We start from the raw sequence: 18368 nt of genomic DNA, 5'->3' as shown, positions 1-18368 counted from the left end.
TTTCATATGACCGCACCCGCTCCGGCCAATACGCTCCCCGCGTTGGCGCAAAGGGTCAGCCTGCTATTTGCCAGCCGCCCGACCTTCGAAGAAATCGCGCAACGCATGCTCGAGCAAGCCATCAAGGAAAAATACCCCTCGCTGACCTTCGACCTGTCCAAGACCCGATTGGCCACACCGGACCCAGCCTCTCGCGGCTTTACGCTCCAACCGTTCATGCCCCGCGTCCTCGAATACCTGGCCCTCGGCACCCCTCTGGATTTCCCGGAACGCGGTGGACGTCGATGTTTTCTTACCGACACCCCGCCCCGCGAGCTCTCACCAGACAACGGGAAGCTGGACATCAAGGTCATCGAAAAACTGCTGCTTGAACTGCCTTGGAGCATACCGCTCGGGCTGGAGGATGCGCTGACCCGCTATTGGAATGCCGGAATCGACACAAGCAATAACGTCAGCCGCTGGCGCTGGCTCAGCGATGCACTGAAGAACACGCTGTCTATCCGCAGGCTGCGACAACCCGACCTCACTGACCAGGCGCGCGAAGCCCTTGACCAGATCGTCCGCTGGCCGGAGCGCGAGCAGCGCTTTCGCCGCAACAACCCGTCCCCCGTCTACGCCTACAGCCTGGAAACCAAGCTCATCCGAGACGGCTCCAGCAGCGTGCTGATCGGCAACGAAATCCTCCTGACTCACGCCACAAAAGGCGCGACCACCTTCCTGCTATGCCGCCCTGGCGGCGCCGTGCAGTCGTTTGCATCCCTGGAAGCCTTCAATCACCATTGGGGCGCACTGATCGCCAGCCGGTACGTGGTCGACACGCTCACCTGTCAACGCAACGAGATCAGTGGCAATGTCTTCGACACCCAGGCGGCTATGGTGCTGGAGCAGCAACTGGCCGACCTGAACGCAGTGCAGTTGCCCTCGCGGATTGGCCTGCAAGACCTGTCGACGCTCTACCAGGAGCTGAGCGACCCTGCCCGTTATCTGCTTGACGCGCCGCGCCTGACGCCGGAAACGTCGGCACGGATCGAGCCGCTGTTGCCCGACTGGTTGAAAAAAGCTTCCATCGTCGATCAAACCAAATTCCAGCACTACAGCCTGACATTGGCCAGCGCGAAAAAACGCCACCAGGGCCGCACCTTTCTCAGCGACATCAAGAACATCAAGGCCTTTACCGCCGACGCCTTGCTCAAACAGATGCGGCAAACCAACGACAGCCACCCGGACAAGGCTCAACCCATCCAATACCAGCCTGATGATATAGAACTGACCTTCACCGTCGCCGCAGGTTATCCCGGAACTAGCGGGATCATCGAAAAAAGAACGATGAGCCTGACCGAGCTGGCCATCAACAACCTCATCGCCCGACCGAGTGCAAACCTGATCCTCAACCATCGCTTGGGCCTGACGCTGCCCCGGTGGTTGACGCCGGACTTCATTACCCGCAAGAACGGGCTGATCGAACAGGTCGACATTGGTTCGGCCTATCCCCGCTACCTGCAACAACGGCTGTTGGACGATGTACCTCAAGCCCAGGAACGCCAGCGAATATTTGCCGAACAGATCGCGGCACAGTTGCCGCTTGAAGCCTTCCAGCAAATGCTCAACCACGAAAACGGTGTGACCCGCCAAGGACTGGGCCTGGTTGAAGCCTTGCTCAATCCTGGGGCCGATAGCCAACAGGTAGGCGGTCGACCGGTAGTCATCCGCCACCTGGCCTTCCTGCGCAAACCCGAGGCCCACCCCGACATCGTGAACAATATGTTCATTATCGAGCCGGAGGATGTCCAAACCGGACCGCACCTGCTGTATCGCCCACTTTACGCGCCCTCGTTGCAAGAGTTCCCGACGCGCGAGGCACTGCTGAAGGCCGTCGTCACCCCAGGGGACCTGCAAAAAAGCATCCTGACCTGGATGACTGATGCCGCACGGCCGATCTATGCCAATGGCGGCTTCCAGGAGCCGCACATCGTGCGGTTTTTCCAGGGCGATGAATTCAACCTCCCCGCCAAGCCCGCCCCTGCGACGCTGGCCATCGACGGTGCAAACGATGAACTGCGGCAGTTCCTGCGCAACGGCGAGCTGATGCTGTATCTTTACGGCAGCAATGCCCGCGCCCTGATCTCCCAGGCCGACCGTGATTCAGTCTCCAACAGCGAGAGCCGCTGGGCCATGCTCCTCAAGGGCGGCAGCCTGCTGTTCAATACGTTGCTGATGCCCTTGCTGCGTGGCCCGGTCATGGCCACCTTCTGGCTGTGGAGCCTGATGGCCAGCGCCAGCCAGGATATCCCGGCACTGAGCAGCGAAGACCCGGTGACCCGGGAGCTCGCCGCTGTCGATCTGCTGCTCAACCTCGGCATGCTGGTGCACCAGTTTCCCGCCATCAGCGCCTTGTCCCATGCACCGTTGCCCGATGCGCTGAAGGAACAGGCGATGCGTCCCCCCGCACCGCGCGTCATCCCTGAGCAATGGCCTGCGCCTGCGTCGCCTCGCATTCTCGAAGGGCCGGTGGGCTTGCCCGGCGAACACTTGCAGGGCGCCAGCAGGCACCTGGACCTCAGTTTCGCCAGTGCCCGCCAGCGCCTGACAGCGGAACAACGTAACCGGCTGCAACAGCTACAGGTGCCACGCCCTACTTCAATGCCTGAACCGATCAAATATGGCCCCTATACAGGCTTGTACGTCATCCTGAACAAATGGCACGCACTGGTGGAAGACCAACTGTATCGGATCAGTCCGGAGCCGGACGGCAATACGGTGATCGTCGACCCGCAGGCTCCGCGAAACCCGGCAAAAAATGGTCCGGTGTTGAAATCGGATACCCAAGGCAACTGGTCCATGGATCTACGCCTGCGTCTGCGCGGGGGCATGCCCCCAAAGCGGGTGGCCGAACTGCGCAAGCTCAGGGCCCAGCGGGGGATGGAACTGAGCCGGGAGCTGGCGAATTATCATGCACAGGAAGCCGATAAGCTAAAGGCCGTGCAAGTTGCCCAGGAAGTCATGAGCAGAACTCAGGAAGGCGCCTTTACCGAGGAGCAACGTGCGGCAAAACGTACGCAGTTTTATGAATTGCTCCAGGACCAGACTGACGATTATCTGCGGCTGCTGAACAAAGCAACCGAATATGCCGGCCTTGACATGACATTGCCCCCGGAAATGCTTCGCGCCCTGATGGAAAACGTGGTCAACAATGCCCGTAAAGCCTTTCTTGTCGTCGAGTTGGATTTATTGGCCCTGGATGCCGCCAATATCCAATTCATAAAAAACGGACCGGCGTTGAAGGAGGCTGTCGCCGACAACCCCGCAGGCTACTTTGCGTACCTCGACGCAATGAGCGTCATCAACGATCGTTCCATCTATTGGCTGGAACTCAAAGATCGACACCTGGACGCGCTATTGAACCTGGATGCCGAAGGCGCGCAGATATTCGAGCGGCTGACCAAGGACCGTCCCGAGGAAGAAAGAACGGCGCTGGCCACCAAGGCCGTGCAGTTACCCATACTCGGGGCCCTGCTGGTCAAAAACCCCGACTCCGACCTTCCCGCCAGTCTGCATAACCTCATCAAGTTCTTGCTGGAACAGGTGCGCTCCCACTCCGACCTGGGAACATATGACCTGCCCCCTTCGGAGCGGCTTGAAGTGCTGGAAAGTCTGACCGAAAACTATGGCGCTTCCCTTGATGCCATGCAGGGCATCAAGGCACTCAATGCCAGCGACATTGACCCATCCTATTTCGACAGGCTGTTCAAGCTGATCGAACAGCTCTATGACGACGCCTCCAAGACATTGTCCGCCGAGCTAAAACCGGCGCCGCAACCGCGCAAGCGTCCGCAAAAACGCACCAAAACGGCGAGCGGGCGTCCGCAAAAAAAGGTGATCAAAACCCGTAAGGGCGGCGTGTTGATTGGTGATCTGAAACCCGCCGGCACCTCCCTGCCGATTGAAGTCGTCGAGTTACGCTCCGAAGTCGATGACGAGTTACTCGCCACGTATTCACAGCACGATGACGTCTGGGACATCGTCGAAGTACAACGACCGGTTCCGCCACCACCGCGCACCAGAGCGATCAAAACGATCAAGAGCGAAGCGCGCAAGCTGCTGGATCAATTGGAAAACAGTTTACTGAGCGCAGAGCGGTATAAAACCCAGTGCCGCTTTCCTCAGGAAATCGAGGAGATCATGAACAATGAGGCGAGTCGCTACCGCAAACGCTGCGAAGAACTGGAAAGGGCCTTCACCGCCTCGACAAAACCGCGCACACCAGCAGATCAAACATTGATCGATGAACTGTCAAACGCAGCTTCCCGCCTGGCTACCCGGGGCAGCGCCCTGCGTACCGAACTGAGTTTCAAATTGCCGCCCACCGACAGCAACCTGCGCTACCTGTTCGAAAAGAACCTGATACAGGTTGCCCGGCTCGGCGAACGCAAAGCCTTGAAAAGCGAGCGCAAGGATTTCCTTCAGGAGTACGCCATCAATGACCGCGACGGTTGGCCGCTGTGGTATGCGCATTTTCACTACGAGGCGGCCGATACGCCGAAAGCGGATTTCAGCGTCGCGCATCTGAAAACCAAGGAGCAACGCCGGGAGCACTATCACTCGATGCTGGCCAAGGCGAAAAGCCCTTATGCGGTGGTGAATGTGCATCGAGGACAGATCGGCAGGCCGTTGGCGCAGAGCAAGTTCTTGCCGTTGGCGCCTTGATCTCTGTTCAAAGGCTGGCGTAATACATGTGGCGAGGGAGCAAGCTCCCTCGCCACATGTATTAATGGGCAAACAACGACTTACTCTTCTGCCCTGCCATTTTCTCAGGTTTGATCAGGAACCGCGCCAGCGCCGGCAGCAGCCACAGTGCCCCGAACATGTTCCACAACAACATGAACGTCAGCATCAGCCCCATGTCGGCCTGGAACTTGATGGCCGAGAAGATCCAGGTGCACACACCGATAGCCAGGCACAGGCCTGTGAACAACACGGCCTTACCGGTGGACTTCAGCGTCTGGTAGTACGCCTCTTGCAACGGCAAGCCGGCCCGCAGGAAGCTTTCCAGGCGACTGTAGATATAGATGCCGTAGTCCACGCCTATCCCCACGCCAAGCGCCACCACTGGCAGCGTCGCGACCTTCACACCGATACCCATGAAGGCCATCAGGGCGTTCCCCAACACCGAGGTCAGCACCAGCGGCAGCACGATGCACAGCGTCGCCGCCCAGGAACGGAAAGTGATCATGCACATGGTTGCCACACAGATGTACACCAGGACCAGGATGGTCAGTTCCGATTCCTTGATCACTTCGTTGGTTGCAGCCTCAATGCCAGCGTTGCCGGCGGCGAGGATGAACTCCAGGCCGTCGCGATTATTTTCCTTGGCAAACTCCTGCACCACCTTCACGGCGCGGTCCAGGGTCTCGGCCTTGTGGTCGTTGAGGAAAACCAACACCGGGGCCACGGAACAGTTGTTGTTGTACAGGCCATCGGCCCGGGCAATGGAGTTGTTCAACACGTCTGGGTTACGCGACAGGGTTTCCCATTTCAGGTTGCCCTCGTTCATGCCCTTGATCATTTGCTTGGACACGGTGACCAGGGAGATCGCCGACTGCACCCCCTCGGTGTTCTGCATTTTCCACATCAGCTCGTCGATGGGAGCCATGGCTTCATAGCGTGAGCAGCCTTCAGCCTTGGTCTTGACCATCACCACCAGGACATCGGAGCTGGTGGAATAGTTGCTGATGATGAAGTTGTTGTCCTGGTTGTAGCGCGAGTCCGGACGCAACTCCGGCGCGCCCTGGTCCAGGTCACCGATCTTCAGGTTCTGGCTGTACCAGAGGCCGCCACCAAAGGCGATCAAGGCCAGGATGATCGACACCGGCGCGACTTTGGCGCTGGCGAACTTCGACAGCAGGCGCCAGAACGGATGCTCCCGCGTCGCATCCTTTTTGCTGCGCTCGATGGCACGCTTGCTGATGCCAACATAGGAAATCGCCACCGGCAACAGGATCAGGTTGGTGAACACAATCACCGCCACGCCGATGGACGCACCGAAGGCCAGTTCCCGGATCACGCCGATGTCGATGATCAGCAAGGTGATGAAGCCGACGGCATCCGCCAGGATTGCGATCATCCCCGGCAGGAACAACTGGCGGAATGTGCGCCGCGCCGCCGTCAGGGCGTTGTCCGCTTCACTGGACTGCAAAGCGATACCGTTGATTTTCTGCACGCCGTGGGAGATACCAATGGCGAAGATCAGAAACGGCACCAGCATCGAATAAGGATCGAGCCCGAAACCGACGGCGTGCATCAGCCCCAACTGCCAGACCACGGCCACCAGGGTCGTGCTCAGCACTGCAATGGTGCTGCGCATGCAGTTCGTGAACCAGTACAGCAGCACCAGGGTAATGATGAAGGCCACGCCGAAGAACATCACCACCATGGTCAGGCCGTCGATCAAGTCACCGACCTTCTTGGCGAAGCCCACGATATGGATCTTTACGTTGGGGTTCTGGGCTTCAAACTTGTTGCGGATCTTGTCTTCGAGTTCGTGGGAGAACTTCTGATAATCCAGGGCCAGCAGCTTGCCCTGGTCCTGCGGGTCCGGATAGGACTCCAACAGCGGGATATCGATGATGCTCGATTTGAAATCGTTGGCTACCAGACGTCCGACCTGGCCGGACTTGAGCACGTTGTTGCGTAACAGGTCGAGGCTGTCTGCCGAGCCGTCATAGCTCTGGGGAATCACCTCACCACCGGCAAAACCCTCCTCCGTCACCTCGGTCCAGCGCACGCTCGGGCTCCACAACGACTTGAGGCCGGAGCGGTCGACGCCGGAAATGTAGAACACCTCGTCGTGAATCTGGCGCAAGGTCTCCATGTAATCCTTGGAGAAAATGTCACCGTTGGTGGCCTCCACGGAAATCCGCACCGTGTTGCCCAGGTTCGCCAGGTCATTGCGGTGTTCGAGCATCTTCTCGATGAAGGGGTGCTCGAGGGGGATCATCTTTTCGAAACTGGTGGACGGCCGGATCAGCGTGGCCTGCCAGAACAGGAAAATACTGACCAACAGGCAAATGACGATCACTGCCGGGCGGTTGTTGAAAATCAGGCGCTCGAGGAACGTCGCCTTGTCTTGGTGATGACTGCTCATGGGGTCCGCCTTCTTGTTATTGTGCCCGCCGGATGTTTGCGGCTCATTTGCTCAATTCAGCGCCGGTGGGGGTGGTGGCATGAACGCCACCCTGTCCTGCCAGGATCAGATTGCCGTTGCCCGCCGCCGTGACAGCCGCCACGGAAATCCGATCCGGGCGGTTGAACACGCTGAAGGTCACGCCGTCATCACTGCTGCGCACCACACTGCCGCCATTGCCGACAATTACGATGGAGCCATCTGGCAAGAGCGTGGCCCCGGACAGGCCGAATTCCAGGGCACCGCGGGTGGCCTTGAGCTCGACCTGCTCCCAGGTGCTACCAAAATCGGTGGAGCGATAGAGGTTGCCGCGCAGGCCGTAGGCCAACAGCGTTGAAGGCTGAGCGGTGCCGATGACGCCGAACAGCGAACCTTCGTATGGGCCTTCGATCTTTTCCCAGGTCTGGCCCCAATCGCTGGAGCGGAACATGCTGCCAGCCTCACCGACGATGAACAGCCCGGCGTCTTTCACCGCAGCTATCGCGTTGAGGTGGAACTGGTCTTCGTTGTCGAGACGATCCCCGACCTCTTCCCAGTGCTTGCCGCCGTCGGTGGTTTCGAACAGCGCCCCGTAGGCGCCCACGGCAAAACCGTTGCTCGCGTCCTTGAACCAGACGTCCAGCAGCGGCGATTCACGGGGCAGGTCTTCGAATTGCTTGGTCCAGGTGCTGCCACCGTCTTCGCTGGCCAGTATCTGCGCGTCGTGCCCCACGGCCCAGCCGTGTTTGTCATCGACGAAAAATACTGCGGTGAGCAACTGGCGGGTCGGCACCTTGGCCTGAGTCCAGGAACCGCCCTGATCGTCCGAATAGACAATGTGCCCGCGATCACCGACCGCCACCAGGCGTTTGCCGGCATGGACCACATCGAGCATCAGGGTTTTGCTGGCCTTGGCCGACTCGACGGAATAGATGACATCGGATGTCGAAGCCGCTACGGCCATCACCGGTGCAGACAACACGGCAGAGCCCAGCAGCGAGAGCGCCGAGACCAGCAACGCGACTCTGCGCAGTACCGGCGGCCGGCAGCGGCCCACAGCCATGACAGGCTCATTCATAGACCTTTCCCCCATTATTATTGTTAGGTCATTCAACCCTTCAGGGCGCCGTAAGCGGGCTCATCGTGATTGACTGTTCTGGAGCATAGTCCTGAAACCTGCAATCTAGAGCCACTTCGGAAGCTGACCTATCCTATCGGGCTTTGGAAAGGTCTGACAATCGACGCCGCGTTATCTTTTGTTAACCGTGGCGCAGTGCGGTCGGGGGTGAATGAAGGGGTATTCGGGGAGGTTATGGCAGGCTATCGAGGCGGTTGTTGTGTAGACAGGTCTGACGCCATCGCGAGCAGGCTCGCTCCCACAAGGGATCAATGTTGAACACAAGATATATGCTCACTGAAGATCACCTGTGGGAGCGAGCCTGCTCGCGATGGGAACACCGCGGCCTGCCAGGCAGACCGCGGTGCCAAGGTCACGCCAGGCTCTTGCTTACCACTTCGAACACATCGGCCGACAGCCCGCCGGACGCCAGGATGCGCTCCAGCTCGGCTTTCATCAGCGCCTGGCGGGCACTGTCGTATTTGCGCCAGCGGGTCAGTGGCGCCAGTTGCCGTGCGGCGATCTGCGGGTTGAAGCCATTGAGCTGGATCACCAGATCCGCCAGGAAGCGATAACCTGAACCGTCAGCCGCGTGGAAGTTGATCAGGTTCTGCCCGGCAAACGCCCCCACCAAAGCGCGTACCTTGTTCGGGTTCTTGATATTGAACGCCGGATGTTCCATCAAGGCCTTGACCCGCGCCAGGCCGCCCGGCAACGGGCTGCCGGCCTGGACGCTGAACCATTGGTCCATGACCAGGGGGTTGCCTTTGAAGTTCTCCGCGAACACTTCCAGGGCCTTGGCCTTCTCGGCTTCGAACGGGGAATTGACCAGCACCGCCAGGGCCGTGAGACGCTCGGTCATATTGTCGGCGGTGTCGAACTGCTCCAGGGTGGCACTGAGCACTTCCGGCTTGTCGGTCAGCATCAGGTACGACAGCGCGATGTTCTGCAAGGCGCGACGGGCGAAATGCTCGGCCTCGGCCACGTACGGCGTGCGCTTGGACAGGTCACGGTTGGCCTCATAGCGCAGCCACAGGGCTTCGAACAGACTGTCCGCCAGTTGCTGACGGGCGAATTCCCGCGCGGCATGGATCGCCTCCACGTCGGCCACTTCGCTGATTTCCGTCAGGTAGGCCTCGCTTGGCAGCGAGAGCATTTCCGCGACCATGGCCTGATCCAGGGATTCGTCCGACAGCACGCTACGCAACGCGCTGACCAGACGCGGATCCAGCACCAGATTTTCGCCTTTCTGATGCTGGGCGATCAGTTCCTGCAGCACCTGCACCGACAACTGCTGGCCGGCATCCCAGCGGTTGAAGCCGTCGCTGTCGTGCTGCATCAGGAACATCAAGTGGTCCCGATCGTACGGGAAGCTAAGCTTCACCGGGGCCGAGAAGCCGCGCAACAACGAAGGCAACGGCTTTTCGGCGATGTCGACAAAGGTGAAGGTCTGCTCGGCTTCGGTCACCGAGATCACCCGGGACGTGCCAGTTGCCGCCGCTTCGCCGGCCAGGCGCAGAGGGATTTCATTGCCCTTGCTGTCCAGCAAACCCAGCTCCACGGGAATCACAAATGGCAGTTTTTCCATTTTGTCCGGGGTCGGTGGGCAGCTCTGGCTGAAGGTCAGGCTGTAGGTTCGGGCAGCAGCGTCGTAGGACTCGCTGACCGCCAGCCGTGGCGTACCCGCCTGGCTGTACCAGCGCTTGAACTGACTCAGGTCGACGCCGTTGGCATCCTCCATGGCCTTGATGAAGTCATCGCAGGTCACGGCCTGGCCGTCGTGGCGCTCGAAGTACAGGTCGCTACCCTTGCGAAAGCCCTCGGCCCCCAGCAGGGTGTGGATCATGCCGACCACTTCCGACCCCTTTTCGTACACGGTCAGGGTGTAGAAGTTGGAAATCTCGATGAAGCTGTCCGGGCGCACCGGGTGGGCCATGGGACCAGCGTCTTCGGCAAACTGGTGAGTGCGCAGGTACGCCACGTCCTGGATACGCTTGACCGTGGCCGAGTTCATGTCGGCCGAAAAACCGGCGTCGCGGAACACAGTGAAGCCTTCCTTGAGGGACAACTGGAACCAGTCACGGCACGTCACGCGGTTACCCGACCAGTTATGGAAATACTCGTGGGCAACGATCGCTTCGACCCGCTGGTGCGCGGCATCGGTGGCGGTTTCAGCGCGGGCCAGCACTGCGCTGGAGTTGAAGATGTTCAGGCCCTTGTTTTCCATGGCGCCCATGTTGAAGTCGTTGACCGCGACGATCATGAAGATGTCCAGGTCATACTCACGGCCATAGACCTCTTCATCCCAGCGCATCGACTTCTTGAGGCTGGTCATGGCGTGCTGGCACTTGTCGATGTTTTCCGGCTCGACATAGATGCGCAGCGCCACGGTGCGCTCGGTCATGGTGGTGAAGGTGTCTTCGACGCACCACAGGTCGCCGGCCACCAGGGCAAACAGGTAGGCGGGTTTCTTGAACGGGTCTTCCCAGGTCGCCCAGTGCCGGCCATCTTCGCCGGGACCGCTGGCGATCGGGTTGCCGTTGGACAGCAACACCGGATAGCTGTGCTGCTCGGCCACCACCGTGGTGGTGAACGTACTCATCACATCCGGGCGGTCGAGGTAATAGGTGATCTTGCGGAAACCTTCGGCCTCGCACTGGGTGCAGAACATGCTGCCGGACTTGTACAAGCCTTCCAGGGCGGTGTTGGTTTCCGGGTGGATCCTGACAGTGGTGTCCACCGTGAAGGCCGGGGCCTTGGGTTGCAGGGTCAGGTGGCTGGCGTCCAGCTGATAGTCCAGCGGATTGAGGTCGGTGTCATCGAGCTTGATCGAGAGCAGTTCCAGCTGCTGGCCATCGAGCACCAGGGGCGGCAGGCCGGCACCGCGCTCGGGGTTACGGCGCATCACCAGTTGCGCATGGACCAGGCTGTGGTCCTCGAACAACTCGAAGGTCAGGTGCGTCTCGTCGATCAGGTACTCGGGCGCCTGATAGTCCTTCAGGTAAATCATCTTCGGTTGTTCGGTGCGCATGGGGCAAATCCTTCTACTGATGCACGGCGAGCTGATAAGCCGTGTATTTACGAATATTGATCACGCCAGTGTCGAAAATCAGGTATTGGCCCTTGATCCCCAGCAGCGTGCCTTCGGCAATCGGGTTCTTGTCCAGGTTGAAACTGACGATCTTGGCCGGGTATTGCTCCACCGGATAACGGATCTCGATCGGCTCGACGTCCGCTATGGTCTGGATCGCTTGCAGGCCGAATCGTTCCTGCAAGCCTTGCAGACCTTCGGCGCAGCTCTCGAACAGCGAATCGCGGATCTGCGGCAGGTCCACCGCCACGGCGTCGCCCTTGAGCAATGCGCGCCAGTTGGTCTTGTCCGCCACCTGGCTGCGGAACAGGTCTTCGACAAAGCCCGATTGCTGGCGAGTGGCGACCCGCAGGATCGGCAGCGCCTGGCTGGCGCCCTGGTCCAGCCAGCGGGTCGGCAGCTGCGTGGCGCGGGTGATGCCGACTTTCACGCCCGAGGAATTGGCCAGGTACACCACATGATCGGTCATGCAGAACTGTTCGCCCCAGGCCGGCTCGCGGCAGGTGCCCGCATCGAAGTGGCAGCGCTCAGGGCTCATGATGCACAGGTCGCACTGGGCCAGTTTAGTCATGCAGGGGTAGCAATAACCCTGGCTGAAGCTGGTCTTGGTCCTGCGTCCGCAATGGCTGCAGTGGATCGCACCGAGAAACTCCAGGCGCACCGTGCTGCCAATCAACGGGTTGACTGGCACCTCGGTATCGCCCAGGCGAAAGGCGTATTGAACGGTCGGCCCGTCAAGGCGTGCCGACATCTTGCTGATTGCACCGCGGCCAATCTCGATCAATGGATGGCATCCGACTTGAACAGGATGTTCGGCACTTCTGTGGCCTTCGACTGGCACTCCTGCGGGCCCATGTAGCCGGTGCGTTCCTCTTCGGGCAGATTCTGCATCTCCCAGGCGATCATCGCCTGCAGCGACAATTCGCGCTGTTCGGCGGTGAGCTTGTTGCCATCGGCCCATTTACCGATTTCCACCGCCAGCTTCAGGCTCTGATAGATCTCGGGGGTGATGTTTTTGATCATTTCGTTGAACGAGGACATGGGTTCTCCGCGCAATCGCGCATATTCAAATATTACAGGCGCCGTCAGAGGGCCATTTTACGACGAGCGAACAGCCCGCCCAACAAACCCGTGAAGCAACCGATGAGCAGCCCGCCGACGTGGGCCGCGTTGGCGATTTCGCCGAAACCGATCAGCGAGATCAGCCCGGACAGGCACAGCACCAGCCACACCAGCATCATCACCAGCACCCCACGGGGCAAGTGATAGGCCGGGTTCGGCGCCAGCAGTTGAAAGATCCAGCAGTGCCCCAACAGACCATAGAGCACGCCGGACAAGCCGCCGAACAAGGTCGGGCCGCTGAAGAAATATTGGGCGAAGTTGGACACGAGGCTGAACAGCAGTGTCAGCCCCAGCAGGTTGATGCCGCCCTGGCGCGCTTCAATCCGCCGTCCCAGTTCCCAGTACCACATGCCATTCATGGCGATGTGCAGGAAACCGAAATGGATCAGCATCGGCGTCACCAGGCGCCACCACTGCCCTGCCGCCAGGCTGTCGGCCAGGGGCGTGAAATGGATATAGTCGCCGACGACGCGAAACTCCAGGAATGTCAGCCAGCGCAAGGTCTCGAGATTTTCCCCCAGCAACGTCACGGCGCCGACGATCAGGCTCAGCAGCAACACCAGTGCTGTAACCGGGCTGCGGGTCAGTTGCTGGACGAAACCAGGCCGTCGCGACGTGCTGCCGGTGCCCGGCAACTCCAACTGGTGCTCGGGATCGCCGCTCGGGAAGCGTGCATACAACGAGCGCACGTCTTCGCAGATTTCATCGGGCACCCAGAGCACCTGCTCGCCCGCCTCCTCGCTGACCCGATGGGGCACCTGCATGCGTTGCAGCAATTTGACGAAGCCGCTCAGATCCTCGGCCAAGGGCAAGCGCAAGACCGCCACGACGCTCATCGCAGTTCCTCCGGCCGTTCGACATCGACCCAGACAAATTTATGCGGGTCCAGTCGGGTTTCTGCGTCGAGACGATAGGCCACCAGTTTTCCGTAAAGCACCGCGCTGTAATCCAGGCAGGCCAGGTTCGAGCGGATCGGCGCGGGTTTGCCGCTGCGCCAGTAATGACCGACGAACAGCATGGGTTCATGCACGCCATAGCGCAGCAGATTATTCTTTTCGTCGGGCGACAGCGGCGTGCGAGCCACCGGTTCGGGCAAGGCGTCGGGTTGGAACACGATGTCTCCATAGGTCTGAGGATCGTCTTCCCAGAACTTGGTGCGAAAGAACGAACGGGTCAGGCCGTCGCCGCCGGTGAGGGTCAGGCCATGGGGCAAGCGCATGTCGGTACCGCGCAGCAGGCGATCAAACACCGTGCAGGCGAAACTGCCCGGCTCCGCCGAGGCCTGGAGGAAGTGCTCGTCGATACAGCCGTCCGGGAACAAGCCTCGCAGCGGCTCGATCAGACCGTTGTCCCAGCAGGCGTGGACCACCCGAAAGCGCTGGGCATCGACAAACAGCGGCAACTCGTAAAACCACTTGAGAAAGTCATGCCAGTCGCCCGGATGCTGCTCGAACTGGGTCAGGGTTTCGTTGAGCAGACGGGCATGGCGCGGGGTGTGTTCGCGCACGTAGCGCTGGCCGCTGCCCGGCAACGCCGGCGTGCTCCAGCCCAGGGCGTTGAACTCGTGGTTGCCCATGATGCACAGCGCCTGACCGGCCACCACCATGTCGTGGACGATGTGCAGGGCTTCGCGGATCCGCGGACCACGGTCGATGATGTCCCCCAGGAACACGGCCATGCGCGACGGGTGCCGCCAGACGCCGCCCTGCTTGTGATAACCGAGGCGGTCCAGCAGGCGTTCCAGGGTCAGGGCGCATCCGTGCACGTCGCCGATCAGGTCGTAACTGCGCGCAGGATCGAGCATCAGTCGCCTCCACCCCCCAATCGACTGCCCCAGCCGAGCTTGGTCCGGCAGACTTCGTAGTAATTGTGATCCAGCGGGTGGATCAGGCGCAGCTTCTGCGCTTTTTTGCTGACGGTGATGGTGTCACCCGGCGCGCAGGTGAAATGGTTCTGGCCGTCACAGGACACTTGCGGGTAGATCTGCATATCCTTGGACACGACGATTTTCAGCTCACTATTGCCATCGACCACAATGGGTCGCCCAGACAAGGTATGGGGGTACATGGGCACAATCACAATAGCGTCGAGCTTGGGATGCATGATCGGGCCACCGGCGGAAAGCGCATAGGCCGTGGAGCCGGTGGGCGTGGCGACGATCAGGCCGTCGGCCTTCTGGCTGCAGACGAACTGACCGTCGATATACAGCTCGAATTCGATCATCCGCGTGGATTTGCCGGGGTGCAGCACCACATCGTTGAGGGCATCGCCCTGGCCGATGGCTTCGGCGTGACGGCGCACCTCGGCTTGCAGCAGGAAGCGATTCTCCACCAGATAGTGACCGTCCAATACCTCGGCCACTTTGGTTTCCAGCTCGTCGGGGCGGATATCGGTCAGAAACCCCAGGCTGCCCCGGTTGATGCCCAGTACCGGAATGTTGTGCCGCGCCAGGGCTCGGGCGGCCCCCAGCAGACTGCCATCGCCGCCGACCACGATCACCATGTCACAGACTTCGCCGAGCATCTTGCGCGACGAAGTCTGCAGGCCGTGACCAGGCAAGACTTCGGCGATGGTATCTTCGAGGATCACATGCAGGTGCCGCTCCAGGAGGAAACGTTTGAGTCGGCGAACAGTGTCCAGCACCTGCGAACTGCCCAGGCGACCGATGATGCCGATATTGCGAAATTGCTCCATGGGGCTCCTGCGAGGGTCTGCGTCGGGCGAAAAACACGATTATGGGCGAAAGCCGCCCATAGACAAAATTCTTTAAGCCTTCGACGCAGGCTATGCTCGCAAAATGATCCTGTTCCCCGAACTGCTCGACTTGCCCCGCCGCCTGCGCCATCCCGAAGTGCGCGACCTGGCGTGGGCGATCCTTGCCCCGCCGATGCTGATCGACACGCCCTGGCCCCAACGCCATCCCCTGACCGGCAGCGACTGGGTGCAACAGCCTCATCAACTGGAACAGTGGCTGCGACAACTGGACCGCGACAGCTATCCGTTACTGCATTGCCTGTCCCAGGGCAGAACCCGGCGCCTGGGTCTGTATTACGAACGGTTGTGGCAGTTTGCGGTGCAGCACGCGCCGGGCATTGAGCTGATCGCCGCCAACCTGCCGATCCGCCACCAGGGCCAGACCCTGGGTGAACTGGACCTGCTGCTGCGCGATGGCGACGGCATCCACCACCTGGAACTGGCGATCAAGTTGTACCTCGGGCCGCAAAACGGCCACGGGCAGGACACCGCACAATGGCTCGGCCCGGGCTGCCATGACCGGCTCGACCTTAAACTGGCGCATTTGCGCGAACACCAGCTACCAATCTCCGCTCGCCCGGAAAGCCGAGAGGCCCTGGCAACGCTGGGCATCGAACCCTCGGGCATCGAGCTGTTTCGCTCGGAACTCTGGCTAGGCGGCTATCTGCTTTACCCGTGGCCCGGCCAAGCCGAACCCCCAACCGGCGCCCATCCCAGGCATTTGCGCGGAAGGTGGCTGCATCAGCGGGACTGGCCGGCGTTCGTTGCCCAGCGTCCGCCGGGGCGCTGGCAACCCCTGCCCCGGGCTGGCTGGCTCGCCCCGGCCCATTATCCGGCGGACCAGACCTGGAGCGCCGGGCAACTGGATGCCTGGCGAATGGCCCTCGACCCCATGGCCCCCGCACAATTGATGGTGCGCCTGAGTGAAAATGCCGAGGGTGAGTGGGAAGAAACCGAGCGAGCGTTCCTGGTGGCGGATCGTTGGCCGGATGTGCCGGGGAATGGGTGAGATGGGCGGCGTCTGTCCGGGCCTCATCGCGAGCAGGCTCGCTCCCACAGTGACCGCGGCGTTTGCAACTTCAATGGCAACACTGCATCCATGTAGGAGCGAGCCTGCTCGCGATAAAGTCAACGCGGTCTAAATAGACAACCGCAACGCCAACGCCGCCAACGTCACCAACAACACCGGCACGGTCAGCACAATCCCGACCTTGAAGTAGTACCCCCAGCCAATCCGGATGTCCTTGCGCGCCAGCACGTGCAGCCAAAGCAAAGTCGCCAGGCTGCCGATCGGAGTGATTTTCGGGCCCAGGTCGCTGCCGATGACGTTGGCGTAGATCATCGCCTCCTTCACCACCCCGGTGGCCTGACTGGCATCGATGGACAAGGCACCGATCAGCACCGTCGGCAGGTTGTTCATGATCGACGAGAGCAAAGCCGTCAACAGTCCGGTGCCCATCGCCGCCCCCCACACACCATAGGCGGCGAAACCATCGAGCCATTGCGCCAGGTAGCCAGTCAGCCCCGCATTGCGCAGGCCATAGACCACCAGATACATGCCCAGGGAGAAGATCACGATCTGCCACGGCGCCTCCTTCATGACCCTGCGAGTGGAGATTTTGTGACCGCGGGCCGCGACGGCCAGCAATAACGCGGCGCAGACCGCCGAAATCGCGCTGATGGGAATGCCCAACGGCTCGAGGGCGAAGCAACCAAGCAGCAGAATCGCCAACACCGCCCAGCCCGCGAAGAAGGTGGCCCTGTCGTGGATGGCACTCGCCGGGGCATCCAGTTGATGCGGGTCATAGTCGCGCGGGATGTCGCGGCGAAAGAACCACAGCAATATCGCCAGGCTGGCCGCGACGCTGACCAGGTTCACCGGCACCATGACCGCCGCGTAACGGTTGAAGCCAATGCCGAAGAAGTCGGCTGAGACGATGTTCACCAGGTTCGACACCACCAGCGGCAGGCTCGCGCTATCGGCAATGAAGCCGGCGCCCATCACGAATGCCAGGGTTGCCGCCGGAGAAAAACGCAAGGCCAGCAGCATCGAAATTACGATGGGCGTCAGGATCAACGCCGCGCCGTCATTGGCGAACAAAGCCGACACCAGCGCGCCCAGCAGCACCATGAACGCAAACAGCTTGCGCCCGCTGCCTCGGCCCCAGCGGGCCACATGCAAGGCGGCCCAGGCGAAGAACCCAGCCTCGTCCAGCAACAGGCTGATGATGATCAGCGCGATAAACGTACCGGTGGCGTTCCAGATGATCTGCCACACCAGGGCAATGTCACCGACCTGCACCACCCCGCTCAACAACGCCAGCAGCGCACCGAGCGTTGCACTCCAGCCAACACCGAGGCCCTTGGGTTGCCAGATCACCAATGTAATGGTCAGCAGAAAAATCAACGACGCGAGGAGCATGCGCAACAGCCTTGAAAGAAGGGATTTAGTAGGGGGAAAAGAAGGGTCGCCTTGTGGCGAGGGGATAAACCCCTCACCCGCTATGCATGCCTGAAAATGCCGGGCATCAGGCCTTTTTGTGCTGTTCAACCCACTTGCCATAGGCATCAATGAATTTCTGCAGAAACGGCCTCACCGACTCAGACAGCTCGCCCTGCTCATCGAACGCGCTCCCCGCACCGGCCAGATAAGCCTCCGGCTGTTGCATGCAAGGCACATCGAGGAAAACCAGGGACTGGCGCAAATGATGATTGGCGCCGAAACCACCCATGGCTCCCGGCGAGGCACTGATCACCGCACCCGGTTTACCGCTCAGGCAGCTCTTGCCGTAAGGCCGCGAGCCGACGTCAATGGCATTTTTCATCGGGGCCGGAACCGAGCGGTTGTATTCAGGCGTGACAAACAGCAATGCGTCGGCCGCGCCAACCTGCTCACGGAAAGTGCTGTAGGCTGGTGGGGGTGTGACGTCAATATCTTCGTTGTAGAGCGGCAGGTCGCCTATCTCGATGATTTCCAGCTTCAGGTTGCTCGGCGCCAGATCCGCCAGGGCCAGAGCCAGCTTGCGATTGATCGAAGCCTTGCGCAGGCTCCCCACTAAAACGGCCACGGTGTAGACATTACTCATTGGACACTTCTCGACGATGGGTTCAAGGGAGCCCCATTT

The 18368-nt window shown here is 60.6% G+C and carries 12 protein-coding genes; 2 read left to right on the top strand and 10 right to left on the bottom strand.

The genetic code is table 11. The features are described 5' to 3' along the window. The first annotated feature begins 6 nt into the window (after positions 1–6). A complete protein-coding gene (locus tag HQ912_RS13770) occupies positions 7–4704 on the top strand; it encodes a dermonecrotic toxin domain-containing protein (RefSeq protein WP_173406903.1) in 4698 nt (1565 codons plus the stop codon). 61 nt (positions 4705–4765) lie between these two features. Here HQ912_RS13770 and HQ912_RS13765 read toward each other — a convergent pair whose 3' ends face one another. From HQ912_RS13765 to HQ912_RS13730, 8 genes are all read right to left on the bottom strand, one after another. Then, positions 4766–7141 carry an efflux RND transporter permease subunit gene (locus tag HQ912_RS13765; RefSeq protein WP_047225780.1) on the bottom strand — a complete coding sequence of 792 codons (2376 nt, stop codon included), beginning with the start codon at positions 7139–7141 and terminating at the stop codon, positions 4766–4768. A gap of 43 nt (positions 7142–7184) precedes the next feature. Then, positions 7185–8237, bottom strand: a complete 1053-nt coding sequence (locus HQ912_RS13760; RefSeq protein WP_107322360.1) for a WD40/YVTN/BNR-like repeat-containing protein — start codon at positions 8235–8237, stop codon at positions 7185–7187. Between the two features lie 412 nt (positions 8238–8649). Then, entirely contained in the window at positions 8650–11307 is a 2658-nt protein-coding gene (gene pepN / locus HQ912_RS13755; RefSeq protein ID WP_173406902.1) for an aminopeptidase N, read from the bottom strand. Between the two features lie 13 nt (positions 11308–11320). Beyond that, complete coding sequence (locus tag HQ912_RS13750) at positions 11321–12151, bottom strand: DUF2797 domain-containing protein (protein WP_076384435.1); 831 nt, start codon at positions 12149–12151, stop codon at positions 11321–11323. Then, positions 12148–12408, bottom strand: coding sequence for a YeaC family protein (locus HQ912_RS13745; protein WP_047225776.1), 261 nt, complete (start codon positions 12406–12408; stop codon positions 12148–12150). The genes HQ912_RS13750 and HQ912_RS13745 overlap by 4 nt, the downstream gene beginning before the upstream one ends. A 44-nt stretch (positions 12409–12452) precedes the next feature. After that, positions 12453–13325, bottom strand: a complete 873-nt coding sequence (locus HQ912_RS13740) for a rhomboid family intramembrane serine protease (protein ID WP_107322359.1) — start codon at positions 13323–13325, stop codon at positions 12453–12455. Continuing rightward, positions 13322–14296: a metallophosphoesterase gene (locus tag HQ912_RS13735; protein WP_171061363.1), complete on the bottom strand. Its 975-nt coding sequence runs from the start codon at positions 14294–14296 to the stop codon at positions 13322–13324. The genes HQ912_RS13740 and HQ912_RS13735 overlap by 4 nt, the downstream gene beginning before the upstream one ends. Beyond that, positions 14293–15183 (bottom strand): NAD(+) kinase, encoded by an 891-nt coding sequence (locus HQ912_RS13730; protein ID WP_003202709.1) that lies wholly within the window; start codon positions 15181–15183, stop codon positions 14293–14295. Before HQ912_RS13730 ends, HQ912_RS13735 begins: the two co-directional genes overlap by 4 nt. A gap of 103 nt (positions 15184–15286) precedes the next feature. Between HQ912_RS13730 and HQ912_RS13725 the strand changes: the two genes are divergently transcribed. Beyond that, positions 15287–16252 (top strand): DUF1853 family protein, encoded by a 966-nt coding sequence (locus HQ912_RS13725; RefSeq protein WP_107322358.1) that lies wholly within the window; start codon positions 15287–15289, stop codon positions 16250–16252. Between the two features lie 129 nt (positions 16253–16381). Here HQ912_RS13725 and HQ912_RS13720 read toward each other — a convergent pair whose 3' ends face one another. Next, entirely contained in the window at positions 16382–17665 is a 1284-nt protein-coding gene (locus HQ912_RS13720) for an arsenic transporter (protein ID WP_107322357.1), read from the bottom strand. 106 nt (positions 17666–17771) lie between these two features. Next, positions 17772–18329 carry an NADPH-dependent FMN reductase gene (locus HQ912_RS13715; RefSeq protein WP_047225771.1) on the bottom strand — a complete coding sequence of 186 codons (558 nt, stop codon included), beginning with the start codon at positions 18327–18329 and terminating at the stop codon, positions 17772–17774. Positions 18330–18368 lie beyond the last annotated feature (39 nt).

The sequence above is a fragment of the Pseudomonas sp. MPDS genome (assembly GCF_013283895.1).
Lineage (GTDB): Bacteria > Pseudomonadota > Gammaproteobacteria > Pseudomonadales > Pseudomonadaceae > Aquipseudomonas > Aquipseudomonas rhizophila.
Note: the sequence above shows the minus strand (reverse complement) of the source record. Positions and strands in the feature narration are given on the sequence as shown.

What these genes read in the sequence shown, in the direction of transcription:
- HQ912_RS13770 (WP_173406903.1), top strand. Translation starts at nt 7, where the DNA reads ATGACCGCACCCGCTCCGGCCAATACGCTCCCCGCGTTGGCGCAAAGG.
- HQ912_RS13765 (WP_047225780.1), bottom strand. Translation starts at nt 7,141, where the DNA reads ATGAGCAGTCATCACCAAGACAAGGCGACGTTCCTCGAGCGCCTGATT.
- HQ912_RS13760 (WP_107322360.1), bottom strand. Translation starts at nt 8,237, where the DNA reads ATGAATGAGCCTGTCATGGCTGTGGGCCGCTGCCGGCCGCCGGTACTG.
- pepN (WP_173406902.1), bottom strand. Translation starts at nt 11,307, where the DNA reads ATGCGCACCGAACAACCGAAGATGATTTACCTGAAGGACTATCAGGCG.
- HQ912_RS13745 (WP_047225776.1), bottom strand. Translation starts at nt 12,408, where the DNA reads ATGTCCTCGTTCAACGAAATGATCAAAAACATCACCCCCGAGATCTAT.
- HQ912_RS13740 (WP_107322359.1), bottom strand. Translation starts at nt 13,325, where the DNA reads ATGAGCGTCGTGGCGGTCTTGCGCTTGCCCTTGGCCGAGGATCTGAGC.
- HQ912_RS13730 (WP_003202709.1), bottom strand. Translation starts at nt 15,183, where the DNA reads ATGGAGCAATTTCGCAATATCGGCATCATCGGTCGCCTGGGCAGTTCG.
- HQ912_RS13725 (WP_107322358.1), top strand. Translation starts at nt 15,287, where the DNA reads ATGATCCTGTTCCCCGAACTGCTCGACTTGCCCCGCCGCCTGCGCCAT.
- HQ912_RS13720 (WP_107322357.1), bottom strand. Translation starts at nt 17,665, where the DNA reads ATGCTCCTCGCGTCGTTGATTTTTCTGCTGACCATTACATTGGTGATC.
- HQ912_RS13715 (WP_047225771.1), bottom strand. Translation starts at nt 18,329, where the DNA reads ATGAGTAATGTCTACACCGTGGCCGTTTTAGTGGGGAGCCTGCGCAAG.